Origin of the sequence: Aliiglaciecola lipolytica E3, from assembly GCF_000314975.1 — a bacterium.
GTDB lineage: Bacteria > Pseudomonadota > Gammaproteobacteria > Enterobacterales > Alteromonadaceae > Aliiglaciecola > Aliiglaciecola lipolytica.
Window position 1 is genome coordinate 506248 of sequence record NZ_BAEN01000076.1, and the last position, 20250, is coordinate 526497.

At 41.0% G+C, this 20250-nt stretch carries 15 protein-coding genes and 1 pseudogene; 7 read left to right on the forward strand and 9 right to left on the reverse strand.

Features of this window, described 5'->3' with window-relative positions; translation table 11 throughout:
- Positions 1-14: 14 nt before the first annotated feature.
- The 4 genes and pseudogenes from GLIP_RS20785 to GLIP_RS20800 form a co-directional block, all read right to left on the reverse strand.
- Positions 15-788, reverse strand: a complete 774-nt coding sequence (locus tag GLIP_RS20785; RefSeq protein ID WP_008846702.1) for an SDR family NAD(P)-dependent oxidoreductase — start codon at positions 786-788, stop codon at positions 15-17.
- A 23-nt stretch (positions 789-811) separates the two neighbouring features.
- A complete protein-coding gene (locus GLIP_RS20790; protein WP_008846703.1) occupies positions 812-1651 on the reverse strand; it encodes an amidohydrolase family protein in 840 nt (279 codons plus the stop codon).
- Positions 1651-2691, reverse strand: coding sequence for an aldo/keto reductase (locus tag GLIP_RS20795; protein WP_008846704.1), 1041 nt, complete (start codon positions 2689-2691; stop codon positions 1651-1653). Before GLIP_RS20795 ends, GLIP_RS20790 begins: the two co-directional genes overlap by 1 nt.
- Positions 2692-2731: 40 nt before the next feature.
- Positions 2732-3928, reverse strand: a pseudogene (locus tag GLIP_RS20800) (UxaA family hydrolase).
- Between the two features lie 325 nt (positions 3929-4253).
- Between GLIP_RS20800 and GLIP_RS20805 the strand changes: the two are divergent.
- Positions 4254-5030 (forward strand): IclR family transcriptional regulator, encoded by a 777-nt coding sequence (locus tag GLIP_RS20805; protein WP_008846707.1) that lies wholly within the window; start codon positions 4254-4256, stop codon positions 5028-5030.
- 23 nt (positions 5031-5053) lie between these two features.
- Here the strand turns inward: GLIP_RS20805 and GLIP_RS20810 are convergent, their stop codons facing one another.
- The 3 genes from GLIP_RS20810 to GLIP_RS20820 all read right to left on the reverse strand — a co-directional run bounded on the left by GLIP_RS20810 (position 5054) and on the right by GLIP_RS20820 (position 9341).
- Positions 5054-6007, reverse strand: coding sequence for a hypothetical protein (locus tag GLIP_RS20810; RefSeq protein WP_008846708.1), 954 nt, complete (start codon positions 6005-6007; stop codon positions 5054-5056).
- Positions 6008-6085: 78 nt separating this feature from the next.
- Complete coding sequence (gene cysG / locus GLIP_RS20815) at positions 6086-7471, reverse strand: siroheme synthase CysG (RefSeq protein ID WP_008846709.1); 1386 nt, start codon at positions 7469-7471, stop codon at positions 6086-6088.
- A gap of 142 nt (positions 7472-7613) precedes the next feature.
- The gene (locus GLIP_RS20820; RefSeq protein ID WP_008846710.1) at positions 7614-9341 is read right to left on the reverse strand and encodes a DEAD/DEAH box helicase; all 1728 of its coding nucleotides are present in this window, start codon (positions 9339-9341) and stop codon (positions 7614-7616) included.
- Between the two features lie 321 nt (positions 9342-9662).
- Here GLIP_RS20820 and prsT point away from each other — a divergent pair, with 321 nt between their 5' ends.
- The gene (gene prsT / locus GLIP_RS20825; protein WP_008846711.1) at positions 9663-12404 is read left to right on the forward strand and encodes an XrtA/PEP-CTERM system TPR-repeat protein PrsT; all 2742 of its coding nucleotides are present in this window, start codon (positions 9663-9665) and stop codon (positions 12402-12404) included.
- A gap of 609 nt (positions 12405-13013) precedes the next feature.
- Here prsT and GLIP_RS20830 read toward each other — a convergent pair.
- Together GLIP_RS20830 and tolC are read right to left on the reverse strand one after the other, a co-directional pair.
- On the reverse strand, positions 13014-13856 hold the full coding sequence (locus GLIP_RS20830; RefSeq protein WP_008846712.1) for an ion transporter: 843 nt from the start codon (positions 13854-13856) through the stop codon (positions 13014-13016).
- 126 nt (positions 13857-13982) lie between these two features.
- Complete coding sequence (gene tolC, locus GLIP_RS20835; protein ID WP_008846713.1) at positions 13983-15383, reverse strand: outer membrane channel protein TolC; 1401 nt, start codon at positions 15381-15383, stop codon at positions 13983-13985.
- A 393-nt stretch (positions 15384-15776) separates the two neighbouring features.
- Here tolC and nudF point away from each other — a divergent pair, with 393 nt between their 5' ends.
- The 5 genes from nudF (at position 15777) to parE (ending at position 20209) form a co-directional block, all read left to right on the forward strand.
- Positions 15777-16388, forward strand: coding sequence for an ADP-ribose diphosphatase (gene nudF / locus GLIP_RS20840; protein ID WP_040523804.1), 612 nt, complete (start codon positions 15777-15779; stop codon positions 16386-16388).
- Positions 16375-16821, forward strand: a complete 447-nt coding sequence (locus tag GLIP_RS20845) for a DUF1249 domain-containing protein (RefSeq protein WP_008846715.1) — start codon at positions 16375-16377, stop codon at positions 16819-16821. Before nudF ends, GLIP_RS20845 begins: the two co-directional genes overlap by 14 nt.
- Positions 16822-16837: 16 nt before the next feature.
- The gene (locus GLIP_RS20850) at positions 16838-17587 is read left to right on the forward strand and encodes a metallophosphoesterase family protein (RefSeq protein WP_008846716.1); all 750 of its coding nucleotides are present in this window, start codon (positions 16838-16840) and stop codon (positions 17585-17587) included.
- Positions 17588-17592: 5 nt separating this feature from the next.
- Positions 17593-18168, forward strand: a complete 576-nt coding sequence (locus GLIP_RS20855) for a YqiA/YcfP family alpha/beta fold hydrolase (protein WP_008846717.1) — start codon at positions 17593-17595, stop codon at positions 18166-18168.
- A 151-nt stretch (positions 18169-18319) separates the two neighbouring features.
- The gene (parE, locus tag GLIP_RS20860) at positions 18320-20209 is read left to right on the forward strand and encodes a DNA topoisomerase IV subunit B (protein WP_008846718.1); all 1890 of its coding nucleotides are present in this window, start codon (positions 18320-18322) and stop codon (positions 20207-20209) included.
- Positions 20210-20250: the final 41 nt, after the last annotated feature.

Here is a 20250-nt window from a genome sequence, read left to right on the forward strand (position 1 = left end):
TAATTACTCCTGGGTTAATTATTAAGTGTGACGAAACCGCCATCTATGGGAAAATTCACCCCAGTAATAAATGCCGATTCATCTGAACACAAGTAAGCAATTAGAGCCGCCATTTCAGATGGTTTACCCATTCGCCCTATAGGCTGTGTTTGAGATAACTTTGCAAACATTTCGGCTTGGTTGTCTGGATAATTATTAGCGATAAAATTGTCTACAAAAGGCGTATGCACGCGGCCCGGAGCAATGGCATTGCATCGAATGCCGTCATGAATGTAATCCTTAGCTACTGAATAGGTCATGGTTAACACTGCGCCTTTGGTCATCGAATATGCAAAGCGATCAGAAATCCCAACAGAAGAAGCAATTGATGCAAGGTTTACGATGGCACCTTGTTTCTGTTTTTTCATGGCAGGTACAATAGCCGCCATACAATTGTATACACCTTTAACATTGACTTGATAGAGCCTGTCTAGGTCTTGTTCAGTCGTCCCTTCAAGATTACCCACATGTGCAATACCTGCACTGTTGACTAGAATCTCAATGCTTGATTGACTCAGAATATCGTCAAATACCGCCTTTACTTTTTGATTGTCTGCAATATCACAAACTGCGGCTTGCGCCTGTCCGCCAGCATCTTTTATTTTTGCGACAACGGTTTCGACAGCCTGTTGATTGAGATCGAGTACCCAAACTAGCGCACCTTCTTCTGCTAGTCGCAAGCAGGTGGCTTCACCGATGCCACTGCCTCCGCCGGTGACTATGGCAGCTTTGTTTTTTAATCGTTGCATAGAGTACTCCATCGCATATTCAGTTATTTTGTTATGTCGTAAAATTTCGCGGCACTGTCATGCCAAATTGCCTGTTGTTCTGTGCTATCAAAGTCTTGAATAAAACGTTCAACATAGGCAGACCAAGTTAGATAATCAGCTGCCAAATTTAGCACTGGCCAATCGCTCCCATACATTAAGTGTGATGCACCGAAACAGTCATAGAGGTGTTGCATAAAAGGAGAAATGCGCTTGTATTCGGTATGCTCGCCTGCTTCTGTTATTAACCCAGATAATTTGCAATACACATTTTTAAATTCAGATATCGTGCGTATCGATTGATACCATAGTGTCGTATCTCCGCTGGCTATATCTGGTTTAGCTCCGTGATTTATGACGACTTTTAACTCAGGGTAACGTTCTAGTAACGTCACTAAATAAGGTAAATGTACGGGTTTAACCAAAGCGTCAAAACGTAAGCCGTTTGCTATCAACGCTTTGAATACAGGATCTAACTTTTTATTTAAGATCCAAGCAGGATCTTCAATATCCTGAAGCATTGGTCTGATGCCTTTAAATTTTGCATTGCCAGCAAGTTGTTGTAGTTGGGGAACGGCTTCATCGGCGAGCATATCTATCCAGCCAACCACACCTGCAATAAAGTCATGCTGTCCTGCTAACTCCAACATATAATGTGTTTCTGCAACGCTATCAGCCGCTTGCACGACAATCGTTTTATGTACATTTGCTTGGTGCATTAAATCGATTAAATGAGTCGGTAAATAATCCCGGTACAAGGTGTCGAGTTGCGGTGTTAACCATTGATAATCACCTCGCGACAACAACCAGAAATGTTGATGAGAATCAATACGTTGAGTGTTCATTATAAGTCTGCATTAGTCGGTAAAGGGGCTTCTGGGTGCAACAACTGCTGTTCTTGCAAGGTTGTCCAAAGACTGTCTGGAATCGACATATGCATAGAGTCTTGTGTGGAGGCCACACGTTTAGCAGAGCTTAACCCCGGAATGACACTGACTACAGCCGGGTGGCCTAACGGAAATTGTAGCGCGGCGGATGCCAAGGGTACGCCAAATTCATCACAGACTTGTTCAATGCGACTAACTCTTTCAATAATCTCCTGTGGCGCAGGAGCATAATTATAATGCGCAATCTTATCTTTATTTTTCACGCCAGTGGCCAAAATACCTGAGTTGTATGGGCCACCGAGAATAATAGATACGTTTTCTTTTTCGCAGCGCGGTAAAAAACTTCGTAGCGCTTCTTGCTCCAATAAACTATATCGCCCAGCTAGTAGAAAACAATCAAATCGGCCATGATCCATAGCTTGTTCACACACCTGATATTCATTTACGCCAAGGCCGATGGCTGAAACTAATCCTTGAGAGCGCAGTTCGTCCATTGCTTTATAGCCCCCTTCCATGGCTATTTTAAACAGTTCTGGATGTTGCTCACCGTGAGTTACTTCGCCAATGTCGTGCATATAAATAATGTCTATTTTCGACAAACCTAAACGCTGAATACTGTGTTCAAAAGATCGCATTACGCCGTCATAAGAGTAGTCATATACAGGATCGAATGGCATCGGTGAACAAAATCCAAATTTGTCACTTGCTGAAGCGCACGGAGTTAGTAAGCGGCCAACTTTGGTGGATAACACATAGCTATTGGCATCAACTTCACGCAGTGCGTCACCAACTCGACGTTCACTTAAACCAAAGCCGTAAAAAGGAGCTGTGTCAAAATGGTTAATTCCTACCGAAACTGCTTTTTCAACTGCTTCTTGAGCGTCTTCATCGCTAATTTTATGATACAAATTTCCCAAAGTAGCAGCGCCAAAACCAAGCTTACTTACTTGTAAGGATGTCGTTCCAATTGTTCGCTTTACTTGACTATCAATTGCCATCTTTAGATCCTGTTTCAATTATGTAAATGATGTGATTAGCTTAACGCTGGGCCACGGGTAAACATGCTGGGCCAATTGCTTCAAATTGTTTATAAGTCAGAATAAATTCTTGATGACCTAACGCTTCAGATTTCGATTGAGCACCATTGGCAACCGCCAGTGTTAAATCAAAAATATCGTTGCCCACCTCTTCAACTGACGCATTGCCCTCAATAATTTACCCTGCGTTGATATCCATGTCATCGGCCAAGTTTTGATACGTTTCTGGATTCGCACAAATTTTAATGACGGGTGAAATAGCTGATCCAACAACTGAGCCACGGCCTGTTGTGAATAAAATAATGTGTGATCCTGAGGCTATCATCTCGACGATTTCAGCGTTATCAGAAATGTTAGGAAATCCATATTTAGGCCCACCGTCTGGCACAACATCCATTAAATACAGCCCAGGGCTTGGTGGTATATCGCCGGGTTTTATCAGTCCGTGAATTTTTGATGCCCCAGATTTAGCGTAAGCCCCCATGGATTTTTCTTCTTGTGTCGTCAGTCCACCCTCGGCGTTGCCAGGAGCAAATGAACCATAGCCCATTGCGGTATAATAGCTTTCGGCTTTTTCAACAGATTGAGTGATTAGCTCACCCAGTTCAGGTGTCACTGCGCGGCTAGCCATAACTTGTTCACAACCAATCAGTTCACCTGTTTCTTCAAAAATGCAAGTTGCTTTGGCAGCAATTAATTTATCAAAACAATGGCCAACCGCTGGATTGGCACTAATACCACTCGTGCCATCAGAACCACCACAAATCGTGCCGATAATGAGTTCATCAACGTTCATATCGACAACTTCGACGGTTTCAACTTGTTTGAGCATTTGCTGAATACACGCCACGCCTTTTTCGATGCTTTTTTGTGTACCGTGATTTTCTTGAATGACAATGGTTTCCACAGGTCTTCCGCTATCTTTAATCGTTTGGCTGAGCGCTTCGCGATTAAAACCTTCGCAACCTAAAGATAGTAAAACGACGCCAGCAACATTTGGGTGAGTCCCTAATTGTTGCAGCATTTCTAACGCATATTGATTGGGGTAACAACCAGGGAAGCCGATTAATTGCACATCACTATTAGCACTTTGATCAACTATACGGCGCGCTACGTGATGCGCGCACTCAACTAGATAAGCAACAACAATGACGTTTCTAATTCCTTTACGGCCATCACTTCGAAGAAATCCCTTCATTTTTTAGCCTCCAATTTGATGTAATTCATCATTAGCACACTTCACTTTAATACCCAGGCACAGTTGAAAATCAATTTAACGAGGATTTATATATAAAACAGTGTTTCAATTATAGGCAGTTTATCTAATATAGATCAATAGATTTACAATTTATTTAAATTACTTTTCAATGGGTATTTTACGCTAGCAGCATGTAACTAGAGGGATTGAAGCAAAAATGCTGAAATTTTGTATGTTAAATATGTTTTGCAGTTTGATACTATTTAAAGTAGAAAATAGCTCGCTAATCAGTGGCGATATAAAAGCATCAATTAAGGGTGAGTAAATGGAAGATAAAAAGAAACGTAGTTATTCAGCACCTGCACTGGAAAAAGGGTTTGAAATTTTAGAGCTACTTGCAGAACTACAAAAACCTATGTCGTTGACGCAAATATCAGCCACTTTGGACAGATCCAAAAGTGAGATTTATCGCATGATTGCGGCACTAGAAAAGCGGGGCTATTTGGCCAGAAACGAAGGTGGTGATTTTTTCCATATTACCAATAAGTTATTTGATCTAGGCATGAAAGTTCCGCCGGTAGGTACGTTAATCGAAGCTGCTTTTCCAGTAATGCATCAATTGTCAGCAGATATCATGCAGTCTTGTCATATCGCTGTGGCAAATCAAGAGCGTATGGTGGTAATTGCGCGTGTCGATAGTCCAGCGTCGGTCGGATTATCTGTTAGGGTGGGCCATCATTTGGATTTACATCAAACTGGTTCAGGTCACGTGTTACTCGCTTGGATGACCGACGTTCGGCGTGATACTGCGTTTTCGATTATTGCCGACAAAGATCCGAAGTTTGATCAATCTTCTTGCCTTAAATCAATACAAGATGTGCGCGAGAAAGGGCATGCAAGAGTGAATAGTGCGATTGTTCCCGGTTTAGTCGATCTATCTTTTCCTATTTATATGGGAAACAGCGAAAATGCTATCGCATGTCTTACGGTACCCTATATTAAAGAAAAAGGTATTTCGTTAACCTTGACGAAAACCGAAGCTTTCATTAAAGGTGCGGCGAAAGAGTTGTCTGAGTTAGCTCAAACTTACAGTGGTTTTTAACTGGAGCCAAAGCGGATATATCATTACGGAATCATTACTACACTGTAGGTTCCGTTAACGATATGTCTTAATGTCTCGTCGGATACTTGGCCAATAGTAACCAATGCAGGGCCTGTAGGTTCGATTAAAACATGCTCTGCACCACGGATATCTATGGTGTGCTCGTTTTCACGAATACCTAAGTTGACTGCAATCAATGCATGATTGGGTAAATAAACCATAGCCATACTTAAGTCAGGCAGCAAAGAACGCATTAATGAGGCCGTTAGAGTGGCTTTACTGTCGCAATCGCCCTTGTTATTGGTTAGTACTTCAATTGGAGTGAAAAAGCCGGCACCATTTGAATCCACGCGATTATTTAATTGATTGTATGGGATGGTTTGAATCCAACTCAGTAGAAGATTTACATAACCACGGGTGTCACTACCTTCCTCTAGTTGTTCATATATCGCCTGTGCAGCGGGTAGTACGATTTGGATACTTTCCTGAATATAACGAATGTGGTCGGGTATGACCCCTTCTTCGCCGACATGATTGGTAAAACGCGTAAAGTGATGGTCTTGTAAATATTCATCAAATGCACTTTGTTGCTTTTGAGACATTAATAACTGCCACTTTTCTAACATCTCTTGAGAGCGGCTTGTCACTTGCATTTCAATGCGGTCACCACGTTGGTGAATATTGATGCGCGCTTCTTTAGGATGTACTTTTTGAGCTTGTTTCATCAGTTCAACATATACGTATCGCTGAGCAATATCTGGTTTAAAGGCAGTTTGGTTTTTGTACTGGGTGTGAGCAGCGTCTTTGTCTATCGAAAACTGTAGCGTTTTGGCTTGCTGGAATTGATCAATCCATTGGTAACTAAATTGCAGGTTTGAACCATCGGCAAACTGATTAAAATGCAACTGTTGCGCATGAAGTTGAAAGTGCCACCCTGTACAAATTAACAAGAATACAATAGCCAATCTTTTTATCATGCGTAAATAACCTAGATTCGGGATAAGCCATAGTAGCTAAAATTACGCGTGAAGTTAAATTCTGATGATGACTTTCGATTATTCAGTTTTAAACCAGTTTAGTTTTTCGCGTAATCTTACTACAGTACCAATAATGATAAGTGAGGGCGGTTTTATATCAGCGCTTTCCGCTAATTCTTGAATAGTGTCCAAATTACCGGTGACGACTTTTTGTTTATCGGTTGTCGCAGATTGAACCATGGCGATTGGCATATCTTTGGGCATACCGTGTTCAATTAATTTACTGCGGATAATAGCCAAGCCGGTGATCCCCATGTAAAACACGATGGTTTGATTTTTTTGTACTAATGCAGGCCAATCCAAATCGATAGTGTTGTCTTTTAAATGACCTGTAGCAAATACCACAGATTGGGCATGATCTCGATGGGTTAACGGAATCCCTGCATAACTTGCCGCGCCAGTCGCTGCTGTTATTCCAGGCACGACTTGAAATGCTACATTTCGGCTAACCAGCGTTTCAATTTCTTCTCCACCACGGCCAAAAATAAAAGGGTCTCCGCCTTTTAGGCGCACCACACGCTTTCCTTCCGTGGCCAGATCAGCCAACAGCACATTGATATCTTGTTGTGGCAGAGTATGTTGGCTTTTAGCTTTACCCACATAAATTTTTTCAGCATCTCTGCGCACCAACTCAAGTACTTCTTTGGAGACCAAGCGGTCATAAACGACAACATCCGCTTTTTGCATTAAACGTAAAGCTTTAAATGTCAGTAGGTCTGGATCGCCGGGGCCTGCACCAACCAGATATACCTCACCATGAGTTTTTTGCTGCTCATGGTTGGCTAGCGTCTCTGCAAACATTTGCTCAGCTTTTTGTGAATTGCCATTTAGCACTTGCTCAGCGATAGTGCCATCTAAAACCTCTTCCCAAAAATATCTGCGTGAAGTGACGGTTGATAGTTTCTGTTTAACCGTTTCTCTGAATTTTTCTGAAAACTGCCCAAGCAAAGCAATTTTTTGCGGAATGTAAGATTCTAATTTCTGACGTAAATAACGCAATAAGACCGGCGCTACACCGCCACTACTAATGGCGATAACGATGGGGGAACGGTCGATGATAGATGGCGTAATAAATTTGCACAAAGGCGTATTATCAACAACGTTGACCAGAATCTTTTTAGCTGTTGCTAAGCGATGAATATCTTTATTTAGTTCGCTATCATCTGTAGCTACAAAAACAATATCGCGATCTTCGATATCGGCGTTTTCAAACTCTCGGTTTTGAACGGTGATTAACCCTTGTTCGGCAAACTGAGAAACCGTACCACATACCCATGGAGCAACAACTGTAATGTTGGCCTCACTTTTGAGTAGCAATTCAATTTTACGCGCGGCAACTTCCCCAGCGCCTACCACCAAACAATTTAGTTCTTGAGTATCAATAAAAATGGGGAAATAACGCATCTGGTTTACCTACTAAAATTATTTACAGCTAGATTCTGCTTGAAATTCCTTATATAACAAAAGTATTAAAAAACAGATGATAGTTCTTTTGGTTATTTAGAAATTAAATCAAAAAACCCGCCTTAACAGCGGGTTTATTATTTTAACGTTTGTCGAACTTGCGTGCTTTACGTTTTGGTGGCTCTTCACTCCACTCACGTATTGCTAAACGTTGCCCAGCAACTCGCGTTTTCTGAAGAACCCCAAATGTATCGGCAGGCATGCCCTTTGGTAAGTCAACCGTACTAAAGCTGTCAAAGATTTCAATTGCACCAATATTTTTGCTGCTAATATTTGCTTCGTTTGCAATCGCGCCGACGATGTTACCTGGTTTTGCGCCATGAGTATGACCAACATCAATTCTATAACGTTGCATACCTTCATCTGGTTTGCTACTTCTGCTACGACCTTTTGAACCATCTCTAGGACCGCGATCACGTTCTCTACCGCTGCGAGGTGCGCGTTCACGCTCATTATACGAAGGTTTTGCGTTCAAGTCAGGACGGTCTCCTTCTTTGAGTATCAAAGGTTCGTCACCCTGAGCGATTTTAGCTAGAGCCGCCATGATTTTCTCAGGCGCAGCTTCGGTTTCTTTTTGAATCGATTCGACAATGGGTATCAAGCTTTCTATCGAGTCGTCTTGAATGGCTTCGATAACGCTGGTTTTGAAGCGTGAAAGACGTGTCTGATTGATTTCAGAAATCGACGGAATCGGCATTTGTTCAATGTTTTGCTTGGTTGCTTTTTCAATTGAAAATAACATACGTTTTTCGCGATGCGAGATAAATAATATTGCATCACCTTGACGACCAGCACGTCCAGTTCGACCAATTCTATGTACATAAGATTCAGTATCATATGGTACATCATAGTTGATAACGTGGCTGACACGCTCAACATCCAATCCGCGTGCAACAACATCGGTCGCAACTAAGATATCGATTTTACCTTGCTTAAGACGATCTACGGTTCTTTCTCTGGCATTCTGTGCAATGTCACCGTTTAGCGGTTCAACATCATAACCACGCGCAGATAATTTATCTGCTAGCTCGACTGTGGCGGTTTTAGTCCGTACGAAAATGATGACGCCATCAAATTCTTCTACTTCCATAATGCGAGTTAACGCTTCCAACTTGTGATGTCCGGCTACCTGACAAAAACGTTGTCTGATAGTGCTTGCGGTACTCACTTTTGACGCGATTTTTACATGTTTTGGATTATTCAAATAACGTTCAGTTATTTTTTTAATCGGCGCTGGCATCGTCGCTGAGAACAACGCTGTTTGACGAGTTTCAGGTGCATGACTCAAAATCCATTCAACGTCATCAATGAAGCCCATACGCAACATTTCATCTGCTTCGTCTAATACTAGAAAACGTAACTTGTCGAGTTTAAGAGTGCCACGTTTAATATGGTCTATTACCCGGCCAGGTGTACCCACTACTACTTGCACGCCTCGCTTTAACTGACGAATCTGGTTGTCATAGGATTGACCACCGTAAATAGGTAACACGCGGATTTTTTTCGAAAAGCTTGCGTATACCTGAAACGCTTCAGCGACTTGTATTGCTAATTCACGCGTTGGAGCCAATACTAATAGTTGAGTATAGTCAGCGTCGATATCTAAGTTAGCTAACATCGGTAATGCAAACGCGCCGGTTTTACCTGTTCCGGTTTGCGCCTGACCAAGCAGGTCATGGCCTTGTAATATTAGCGGTATACTCTCAGCCTGAATTGGAGACGGTTTCTCATATCCGACTTTTTCAATAGCTTGCAAGAGCGCTTCGGGTAGATTAAGTTCTTTAAATGTTATATCTGTAGTGCTGGTCATTCATGATCCCTGGTTACCGGATAAGTAATTAACTGACATCAGCTAACTACAGCTAAACAGGCAATCTTGAAAAGTGCCCAAAGGCCGGTATTGTTTAAAGCCGTAGTATATTAGATAACCTTATTTTAAGCCAACAAAGGACTCAATTCTGGCAATAAAATATTGATATTTAACGACTCATTAACCACGACTTAACATTAACAGATTAAATTTAATAAAAACGATGTTAATCTACATGTTTTTAAACGAAAAAACCTCTATTAAAAAAATATCAAGCCTTGTAGCATAGAGCTCAATAGAGATTAAGGAAGAGTTAATATTATGAGAAAGTTACTAATAGCAGTAAGCGTTAGCCTCATTCTAGGATGTACACAGAAAACCAGTGAAGAGCACCTAACGTCCGCTCAAGAATTTATCGCTCAAAACAAACTTACATCAGCTGTTATTGAGCTAAAAAGTGCAGTTCAGGCAGATCCCAAAAATCCAACTGCCAGATTTGAATTAGGAAAGGTTTACCTAAAACAGAAGCAATATGAAAGTGCAGAAAAAGAACTTAATCGCGCACTTGAATATGGACAACCTGCATCTGATGTTATTCCCTTATTATCTCAGGCTTATCAAAATACTGGAGCTTATGCCGAATTGAGTGAAATTGATCACTCCGAAGCCGGCATGACACCAGAACAAGAAATTGAAGTAGGTTTCTTCAAGCTCCAATCTCTGGCTCAACTAGGTAAAGAAGCTGAAGCTAAATTACTTTTGGAACAACTCAGTACAATTAATGCTGACAGTGTTTATACCGGATTAGTTGAAGTGTTCGGTTATGTGCTCAATCAAGATGTTGATGGCGCGCTGAGTAAAACGGAGTTACTTGCGAAGCAATATCCCGAAAATGCGGATGTGCTAAAACTGCAAGGGCAATTGTATCTGCGCACGCAACAAGCAGATAAAGCCGCAGAAGTTTATGTCAATTATTTGGAAGTATATCCAGAAGACACGCAAATTGTTTTTGTATTGGCCAAATTACTAGTTGATTCAGGCAAGATTCAAGAAGCCGAACCTTATATCGATCAACTTCTGGCTATTAGCCAAGAAAACCCGCTATTAAATCAATTAAAAAGTGTCGTGAGCGCGGCTAATAACAAACACGAAGATGCGCAAAAATACGCGGAAAAAGCCATTCAAAGTGGTCGAGGAGACCCAGTTTTACGATTAATTGCCGGTTATGCAGCATATGTGCTTAATGATTTTGAAGCGGCGAATACCCATCTATCTTACATTGCTAGTTCATTGCCGCCTAATCATCCAGCCTTAAAAATGTTAGCCGCTAGCCAACTAGAACTAGGGTTGTCTGATCAAGCCACTGATGTTTTAAATATGTTTGGTGAAGTTACTGAAGACGACGCTAAACTGTTTTCTAAAGCGGGTTATGAATTAATTCGAGCGGGTAATTTAAACGAAGCCAAAGAAGTGGTGGCGCGTTCAGCTGAAATTAGTCGCTCTGCAGAAGACTTGACCCGTTTAGGTGTATTAAGACTTTCGCTAAATGATGTCAGCGGGATTATCGATTTAGAGAATGCGTTAGAACAAAGTCCAGATATGGATGTGACTCGTGCCACTCTAGCGAATGCTTATTTGGTTACTCGTCAGTATGATAAAGCCCAAGAGTTGGCAGATGAGTGGATTGCTAATAACCCCGAAGATTTTAAGGGTTACATGCTGGCCGGTGAAGTTGCTAGCAAACAAGGGGATTTTGATACCGCCATAGAGCAGTATCAAAAAGCGGAATCAAAAGACGCCGAAAATGGCTTGGTTAAACTAGCTATCGCCAATTTAGATTTGATGAAAGGCGATACGGATTCTGGGCATAAAAAGTTGTTGGCGATTTTAGATAAAAAGCCTGACTTTATTCCTGCGCTTGCTTCCTATTATTTGTCTCATCGTCAATTAAAAGAAAACGCTAAGGGCATGGAGCCTGCGTTGGCTGCTCTGAAAAATCAACCACAAAGCCCTGAATTGAGTCTATTAGTCGGCCGTATGTACTTAACGGAACAAAATTGGAATAAAGTGTTATCAACCGTTGAGGTGATTCCGGAGGATGACAATACGCCACCCTCATACTGGAATTTAAAAGGTAAAGCGTTATTAGGTAAAGGCGGTATTGCAGATGCTAATCAACACTATGATAAATGGTTGGCCAAGTATCCAAATAGTAAAGATGCCAATATGGGGAAAATGCTGTTACTCGATGCAAAAGGTGAGTTTGTCGAAGGCGCTGAATTGAGTAGTCGTTTTCTTGAAGCTAGAGATGATTTAAGTGTTGAAGTGTTAAGAACGCATTTTCTGGTCATGTCTCGTCAATTTGAAGAAGCCGAAAAAGCATTTGCAGCACTTCCAGAGAAAACACAAGAGCTACCTGTAGCAAAAGGTTTTAAAGCTAGAATGCAGGTAGCTAATGGTGAGTTTTCGACTGCTATAGATAATTCTAAGGCGGTGTATGAGGCAATTCCGAACAGTCGAAATGCAGTGTTGTTAGCGGTTAATTTAGAAAGGTTGGATAAAAAAGAAGAAGCTTTGGCCTTACTGCAAAAGCACGCAGAAGCCTATCCTAATGATATTGCAGTCAAAATGATGATCGCTGAACGTCAAATTAGCGGTGATGAGCAAAATGCGATTGCAACCTACGAAAAAACCTTGGAGCTTAACCCTAATAACTTTGTTGTGCTGAACAATTTAGCCTATCTCTATACACAGAATGGACGTCTAAAAGAAGCAGAGAAATATGCGAAGCAAGCAGTCGATCAACATCCAAATAATCCCGACGCTGTAGATACGTTAGCACAAGCGTTAATGAAGCAAGAAAAATATGATGATGCGTTGAGATACTATGATCGTGTCATTAATGATTCGATGACAAATAATGAAATTTATCTAAATTACGTGGAAGTGTTGCTTGCTAGTGGTAACAATACACTAGGCAGACGCAAGCTCGCAGAACGTAAGTTCACCGATGAAGAGATTGTTTCTCGAGCTAACAGTCTGAAGAAGCAATACGGTTTATAGTTTGTTGAGGCACACGAATAAAACTTAAAAAATAAAAAGGGAGCATTCGCTCCCTTTTCAATATTTTAGATATAGATTAAAAAATCTACTTTTCTTGTCTGTAATTTTTACACTCACTGGAGACTGGAAACTTAACCACATTATTGAGTGATTTTGTGGTTTTTTGGTTCGAACTTTCCCTATTCAGATCTATACAAATTAACTTAAAAGACTTACCAGACAAGTGCTTGAACGGTTCTGAGACTCTTTTAATACGCATAATTTTATTCCATTTGTGATTTGTACAATAGTCAAAAAAACCTCGACTATTGGTTTAATCTTTCATTACTAGCATTGCTTAAGCGAAAACAATGCCAGTTTTAAACATCTACATAATACAGCTATCAGCCCCTTTTGTGGTTATTAAATTTACCTAAAAGTTATATTTAGCTATACTTTTGACGCTTGTGTCCATTCATTACGTTGATTCGCCAATTAATTTTGACGCTCTATATTTATAGTGTAATTTATGCCCAATTACTCTCACTTAAAGGCAATTAAATGCCAAACAAGTGAACATAAATGTTTACATCTTGCTTGGCTGACTGTAGTTAATGATATTGCGGGAGATTAATTAGAAATCTTATTAGTCGTGTTGCCCAGTGGCTTAGATTGGTCAAGTTGTTGTATTTGAGTTTGAATATCTGTCAGCTGCTTAGCTAAATCAGATAAAGTAGGTTCACCTAATTCAGCCATTTTTTCTTTTCTAGCCTTTTCGTTTTCCTGCTCCATGACATTGACCACTATACCAATCACCATATTTAAGAACGCAAATGCGCTCAGGAAAATGAAGGTAAGATAGAATATCCAGCTAAACGGATAAACTTCCATGGTTTCATACATTACATCTGTCCAGTCTTCAAAAGTCATTACCCTAAAGAGGGTAAGCATTGACACGGTAATATCACCCCAAAGTACCGGATTGATGTGTTCAAATAACGTACTTCCTATTGCACCGTAGATATAAAAAATTATAAACATCAACAGCATAACGTAACCCAGTTGAGGCATTGCTTTTATCAGTGAGGTTAATAGCAAACGCAGTTCTGGGATAATGGAGACCATTCTCAGTACTCTGAATACTCTCACTAATCGTGCAATGATCGCCATGTCAGTGTCATCTGCAGGTATCACACTTACCAACACAATTAAGGTATCGAATATATTCCAAAAGTTCTTAAAGAAGTCTCGTTTCCGGGGCTCGGCAAAAAAGCGGATTGTGATTTCGGTAAGGAAAAAGAAAGTGATAAACCAATCCAGAAAAGTGGTAACCGAGATCAGGGTCGCTGACATTTCATAGGTCTTTGCTCCTACTAATAATGCCGAGAAAATGATCACTGAGATTACAACAAGTTCGAAAATCTTATTTGAACGAATTTTAATAAACTGAGCTTTTAGAGCAGACGCATTCATGTAAAGTGAAATCCAAAGACGGGGTTAATCAAAAGCGCCAATATAATAACAAACAGGCTGGCATTAAGAACATAAAAAATCCGCTGCAGAAAACTACAACGGATTTTTAAACTATATTGCCAAAGACTAAGAAGCGGATCTAAGTCCTCGGTTAATATCAATAAGATCTTGTTCTGTTAAGTTTCCTGCAGAACGCTTCAAGGTCATGACAGCTGAAATGAAATCGTAGCGTGCTCCGGCAAGGTTTCGACGTGCGTCAAATAGATTTCGCGTACTATTTAATACATCAACAATGGTACGTGTACCCACATCGAAACCCGCTTCAGTTGCTTGCAAGGCACTTTGCGCCGAAACCACGGCTTGCTCTAAGGCGCGGATAGTGGAGGTTGCTGCCACTACGTCATTATAAGAGCTGCGAATTGAACGCACTGTTGAACGATGGGCTAGCTCAAGACTTTCACTGGCAGAGATAAAGTTATACTTTGCCTGTGCTGTTTGAGAACTCACTCTACCACCAGAATAAATCGGAACATTCAATTGTATGCCAATCGAATCGTTATCTCTTGTTGGTAGACTACTATTACCATTCAGTTCTGTATCATTGCTACCAATGGACGCTGTTAATGAAACAGTAGGGTAATGGCCAGCACGAGCATTTTTGATATCGTCTTTGGCGATTTCAGTGGCTAATTTGCTAACCATTAAGTCGAGATTTTTTTCTTCTGCAATTTCTAGCCAGCCGTCAACACGCTCAGGTATTGGTCTGGAAGCCGTAAAGCTTTCTGTATTTAGTACCGAGAGGTTGTCATGGTATTTACCTGTGATTTCACGCAACTCTTCGAGGCGTAACTCAACTAAGTTTTCTGCAACGATCTCTTGTGCAACTGTATTATCAAAGTTAGCTTGAGCTTCGTGCACGTCAGTAATTGCGGTTAATCCTACTTCAAATCGTTGTTTAGTTTGTTCCAATTGACGCTCAATTGCGCGTTTTTCGGCTTTTACAAACTCTAAACCGTCCTGAGCACGTAGCACAGCTAAATAGGCAATAGTGGTTCTCACTATCAATTCTTGTTTAGCCAATGCATAGGTAGTGTCACTTTGCTGTGCGACTTTTTCTGCGCGATTTAGGCCTACCCAATTTTGGTGATCATAAATTGATAAGGATAAATTTATATCCCAACCTAAATTTTTACTTTGATTGTTAAAAATTGAAACCTCTGTTGTCGTAACAGGATCACCATTTTGATCTAATACGGGTTCATTTGTAGACGGGTCTAAAACAGGTACAGTTGTGAAATTGAATTGATCACTTGTACTATCTGTATAGCCAATCACCCCTGATATCTGTGGCAACAAATTTGCTCGTGATATTGAAATGCCTTCAAAGGCTGCGTCACGATCCGCTTTCGCTTTATTGATCGTAGGATCTTGTTCCAGTGCGCGTTGATACACCTGATAAAGATCATCTGCATAGGCTTGAGTGGCCACGCTAAAGCCAATAAGCAGAGACAGAATTGATTTTTTCATTTGCTTTCCTATTTATGTTCCGTAATGTACTGCATGATGCTGTTATATTCAGTTATTTTTATTTCAGGTCAAATTGTAATTAAATCAAGCGCTAACCGAAAATGATAAGTAGTAACAGTATCCTATGAAGTGTAACAGAATATGTTTATCAGAAACTATGTTCTGTTAATTTTAAGTTGAATCCAATGGCTAAGAAGTACCATCGATAACGTTAAAACCATCAAACTACATCAGCTTGTCCACGCAAAAATACGTGTCGCTACACTTCCATTTTGGATTGGGTTAAATTGTAACGCTATTAAGCTATGGGAATGACAATTTATCAAGGTAACTCAACGGATAAATTGGTAGAACTGTACTAAATTTGGAGATTAAAAATTGAAGCCATTTCCAATGTTTACGAAACACGATTTAAAAATTAATAAAACTGAATCACTCTATAGCGGTTTTTTTAAGCTGATCGATTATCAATTTACCCACCGCTTATTCAACGGCGGATGGAGCAAAACTATTTCCAGAGAAGTTTTGGAACGAGGTCATGCTGTAGCCGTATTGTTATTTGATCCAGTGCTAGATGAATTTGTGTTTATTGAGCAGTTTAGAATAGGAGCGTATGCCACCAGTGAAACACCTTGGTTGATTGAGGTTGTAGCTGGCATGATTGAACAAGGTGAGGAAGTAGAAGAAGTATGTCGGCGCGAGGCATTTGAAGAATCAGGCGTGGTTGTTAAGCGTTTACACAAAGCGTTGAGTTACCTTTCAAGCCCGGGCGGCACCACCGAGCGTATACATATTTATATTGGTGAAGTGGATGCATCTTCTGCGCAAGGTGTACATGGTTTAGAAGACGAAAGTGAAGATATATTAGTGCGCAGGGTAACTAAGTTAGAAGCAATTGATTGGCTGAATGAAGGCAAAATCGATAACGCTGCGGCGCTTATCGCGTTACAATGGTTTCTTTTAAACGAACAGAAAGTACGTGATATCTGGCATGAAAATAACTAATAAACAACGCAAATATGTTCCTGACCTTCCGTCGTTGCTGGCGGTTTGTGAGGCCAATTATGCGCGTTTACTTCGTTTGCTGCCAGATTGTGACACTGTGACATTGAGCTATTCCTTCGAAATCAATGAAGGTCTCTATTATCGAGTCAAAATTCTCGATAGTAGCCGTTACACCAGCACAGTAGAGTTAGCGCAGCTAGCCAATGGCGTGCCTACGTATATGCGTCCAGTCATGCAAGTGCGCCTTTATCATGACGCCAATGTGGCAGAAGTGTTGAGTGCTCAATATATAGGCTCTTTGAAACCAAGTTATGCCTATCCAAATACTCACATGCATCAACCCAATGAAAAAGAAATGACCAATCGGTTTTTGGCTGAATGGTTAGCATTTTGCCTACGCCATGCGGAATCAATAGGCTCCTCAGAAATTTAACTAAGTTTAATGAATTATGACGACTTTAGTGCAAGTAAGTGATTGTCATTTGTTCGCAGATAAGAACAAAACGGGTTACAACCATATTAACCCTTACCAGTCACTTAAATTATTACTTCTGAAAATTACAGACCTGAACCCTGACTGCATTCTTGTTACCGGAGACATTTCTGGAGACGACAGTGAGCAAAGTTATCGACACTTTTTAGATTTGTTTAGCCAGTTCAATTTAATTGACAAATGCCAAGTGATTGCCGGGAATCATGATCAATCGTCATCGTTTAACAGTCTATTCGCTCACAAAGATTTAGCAAAAAAAGCACCGTTGCAACTGGATAATTGGTGCTTGCACGGTCTAGATACCCGATATACCGCCACGTTAGGGCAAGTCAGCACAGAAGATTTGCAATATCTAGTATCCAACATTCATGCTAATCCTAACCATTTTCACTTGGTTGCTTGTCATCATCACCCAATTGAAACCGGTAGTTGGATGGATAAACACAACTGGCTTAATCGCGATCTGTTTGTGAATGAAATTCAGCAATTGTGCCAGGTTAAGCTGGTGGTTTATGGTCATATACATGCCGATACGCATACTTTTTTACATGGATGTCGTTATCAATCCTGCCCGTCTAGTTGCTGGCAGTTTGCTAATACTCCCGAATTTTCAGTAAGTAAGGAATTGCCCGGTTTCAACCTGTTTCAGTTGTTTGATGATGGCACTTTTTCGCACTCAACCATACGTTTAGAAAAGGAAAGATAAGTTAGATGGAATACGTACTCATTTATATTCATGGGTTTATGAGCTCGCCACAGTCGGTAAAAGCACAACAAACGCTAAAGTACATTGAAGAGCACCATGCAGGGCTGATTGTGGAGCTTCCTGAAGTGCCTAATTATCCTTTGGAAGCGGCGCAAATGCTGGAGGAGATTGTTAGTCGACATAGCGGTAAAAAACTGCGTTTTATCGGTAGCTCTATGGGTGGCTATATGTCTACTTATTTAGTCGAAAAGTTTGGCGGCAAAGCTGTACTTATCAATCCAGCAGTGCGCCCATTTGAATTATTACAAGGTTATCTAGGTGATCATGTAAATCCATACACCAACAAAGCCTTCACCTTGCAAGATCTACACATTCAACAACTCTTGGATTTAAATACTCAAGAATTGCAGGATCCAAGTGCTTATTGGGCCTTACTGCAAACAGGGGATGAAACGTTAGACTATCGTCAGGCGGAGCAGAAATATTTAACCAGCCGATTGAGCATCGAGCAGGGTGGTGATCATAGTTTTCAAAACTATCAGAATCACTTACCCAAGATATTTGAGTTTTTGCTTTCTTGAGCCTGTATTCTCGCATGTTTAATTTGATTTAAATTTAAACGTTATATTGAACGAGATGTTGATTGCTCCGCGCACTTTGAATTGGTAACATCAGTAGTAATATAGGTGTTACCAACCACCCCCTTTTGGCAAAAAAAATCGAAAAATAAGCATGTCAAACCAATATAATTCTGATGCAATAGAAGTCCTCAATGGCTTAGAGCCAGTTAAACGTCGTCCGGGAATGTATACGGACACCACTCGCCCCAATCACCTTAGTCAGGAAGTGATTGATAACAGTGTCGATGAAGCACTTGCTGGTTTTGCAAGTAATATCAAAGTGACTCTGTATGAAGATCAATCATTGGAAGTGGTGGATGATGGTCGCGGAATGCCTGTGGATATTCATCCGGAAGAAGGCATGTCAGGCGTTGAACTGATTATGACTAAGTTACACGCCGGCGGGAAGTTTTCGAACAAAAACTATCAATTCTCAGGTGGCTTGCACGGTGTGGGTATTTCGGTTGTAAACGCCCTATCTACCCGTGTGGAAGTGGTCATTCGTCGCGATGGAAATGTCTATCAAATGGCGTTTGAAAATGGCGATAAGGTCGAAGATCTGCATATCGTAGATTCCTGTGGTAAACGCAACACGGGTACCAGTGTCAAATTCTGGCCTGACCCTGTTTACTTTGATTCTGCAAAATTTTCAGTAAGTAAGCTGTTACATATTTTGCGAGCAAAGGCGGTGTTATGCCCGGGTCTGAGAATTAAACTCGACAATAAAATAAGCAAAGAAAGCCAAGAGTGGTACTACGAAGATGGTTTACGCGACTATCTGTACCAGTCTGTTAGTGATTATGTGTCATTGCCTGAAGATGCTCCTTTTGTGGGGAAATTGGCGGGAAATCATGAGGCTGCAGATTGGGCAGTGATGTGGTTACCCGAAGGTGGTGAAATGATCACCGAAAGTTATGTAAATTTAATTCCAACTGCACAAGGCGGAACCCATGTGAATGGACTTCGTCAGGGACTGTTGGAGTCGATGCGCGAATTTTGTGAGTACCGCAATTTGTTGCCCCGAGGAGTGAAGTTGTCTCCGGAAGATATCTGGGACAGATGTGCTTACGTGTTATCGACCAAAATGCAAGATCCGCAATTCGCAGGGCAGACCAAAGAGCGATTGTCTTCGCGTCAAGCAGCGGCTTTTGTTTCTGGTGTGGTCAAAGATGCGTTTAGCCTTTGGTTAAATCAGCATACTGATGTTGCTGAGTTGTTAGCAGACATGTGTATCAATAATGCACAGCGTCGATTGCGCCAAAGCAAAAAAGTTGCACGTAAAAAAGTCACCCAAGGGCCAGCGCTTCCGGGTAAATTAACTGACTGTACCAATCAGGATATTGAACGCTCAGAGTTGTTCTTGGTGGAAGGGGACTCTGCTGGTGGCTCAGCAAAACAAGCGCGAGATCGCGTCTTTCAAGCTATCATGCCTTTGCGCGGGAAAATATTAAATAGTTGGGAAGTGGATTCGTCACAAGTATTGGCTTCTCAAGAAATTCATGACATTTCAGTTGCTTTAGGCATCGACCCTGATTCAGATGATTTAAGTGGCTTGCGCTACGGAAAAATATGTATTCTTGCCGATGCTGATTCTGATGGACTGCATATAGCCACATTATTATGCGCACTCTTCGTGCGACATTTTAGAACTCTGGTTAATCGCGGACATGTGTATGTGGCTATGCCACCGCTGTTTCGAATCGATGTAGGTAAAGAAGTTTTCTATGCCCTTGATGAAGGTGAGAAGCAAGGCATTTTGGATCGTATCGAAGCTGAGAAAAAACGTGGCAAGGTGAATGTACAACGCTTTAAAGGATTAGGTGAAATGAATCCGATGCAGTTGCGTGAAACCACCATGGATCCTAACACTCGTCGTTTGGTCCAACTTACCGAAGGCGACGCTGGGCAAATGATGGAATTGATGGATATGTTACTTTCCAAAAAACGTGCCCCAGACCGCAAAGTTTGGTTAGAGTCAAAAGGGAATATGGCTGAAGTGTAACCTACACATTTATGAATTAGAAAAGCCAACAATCAGTTGGC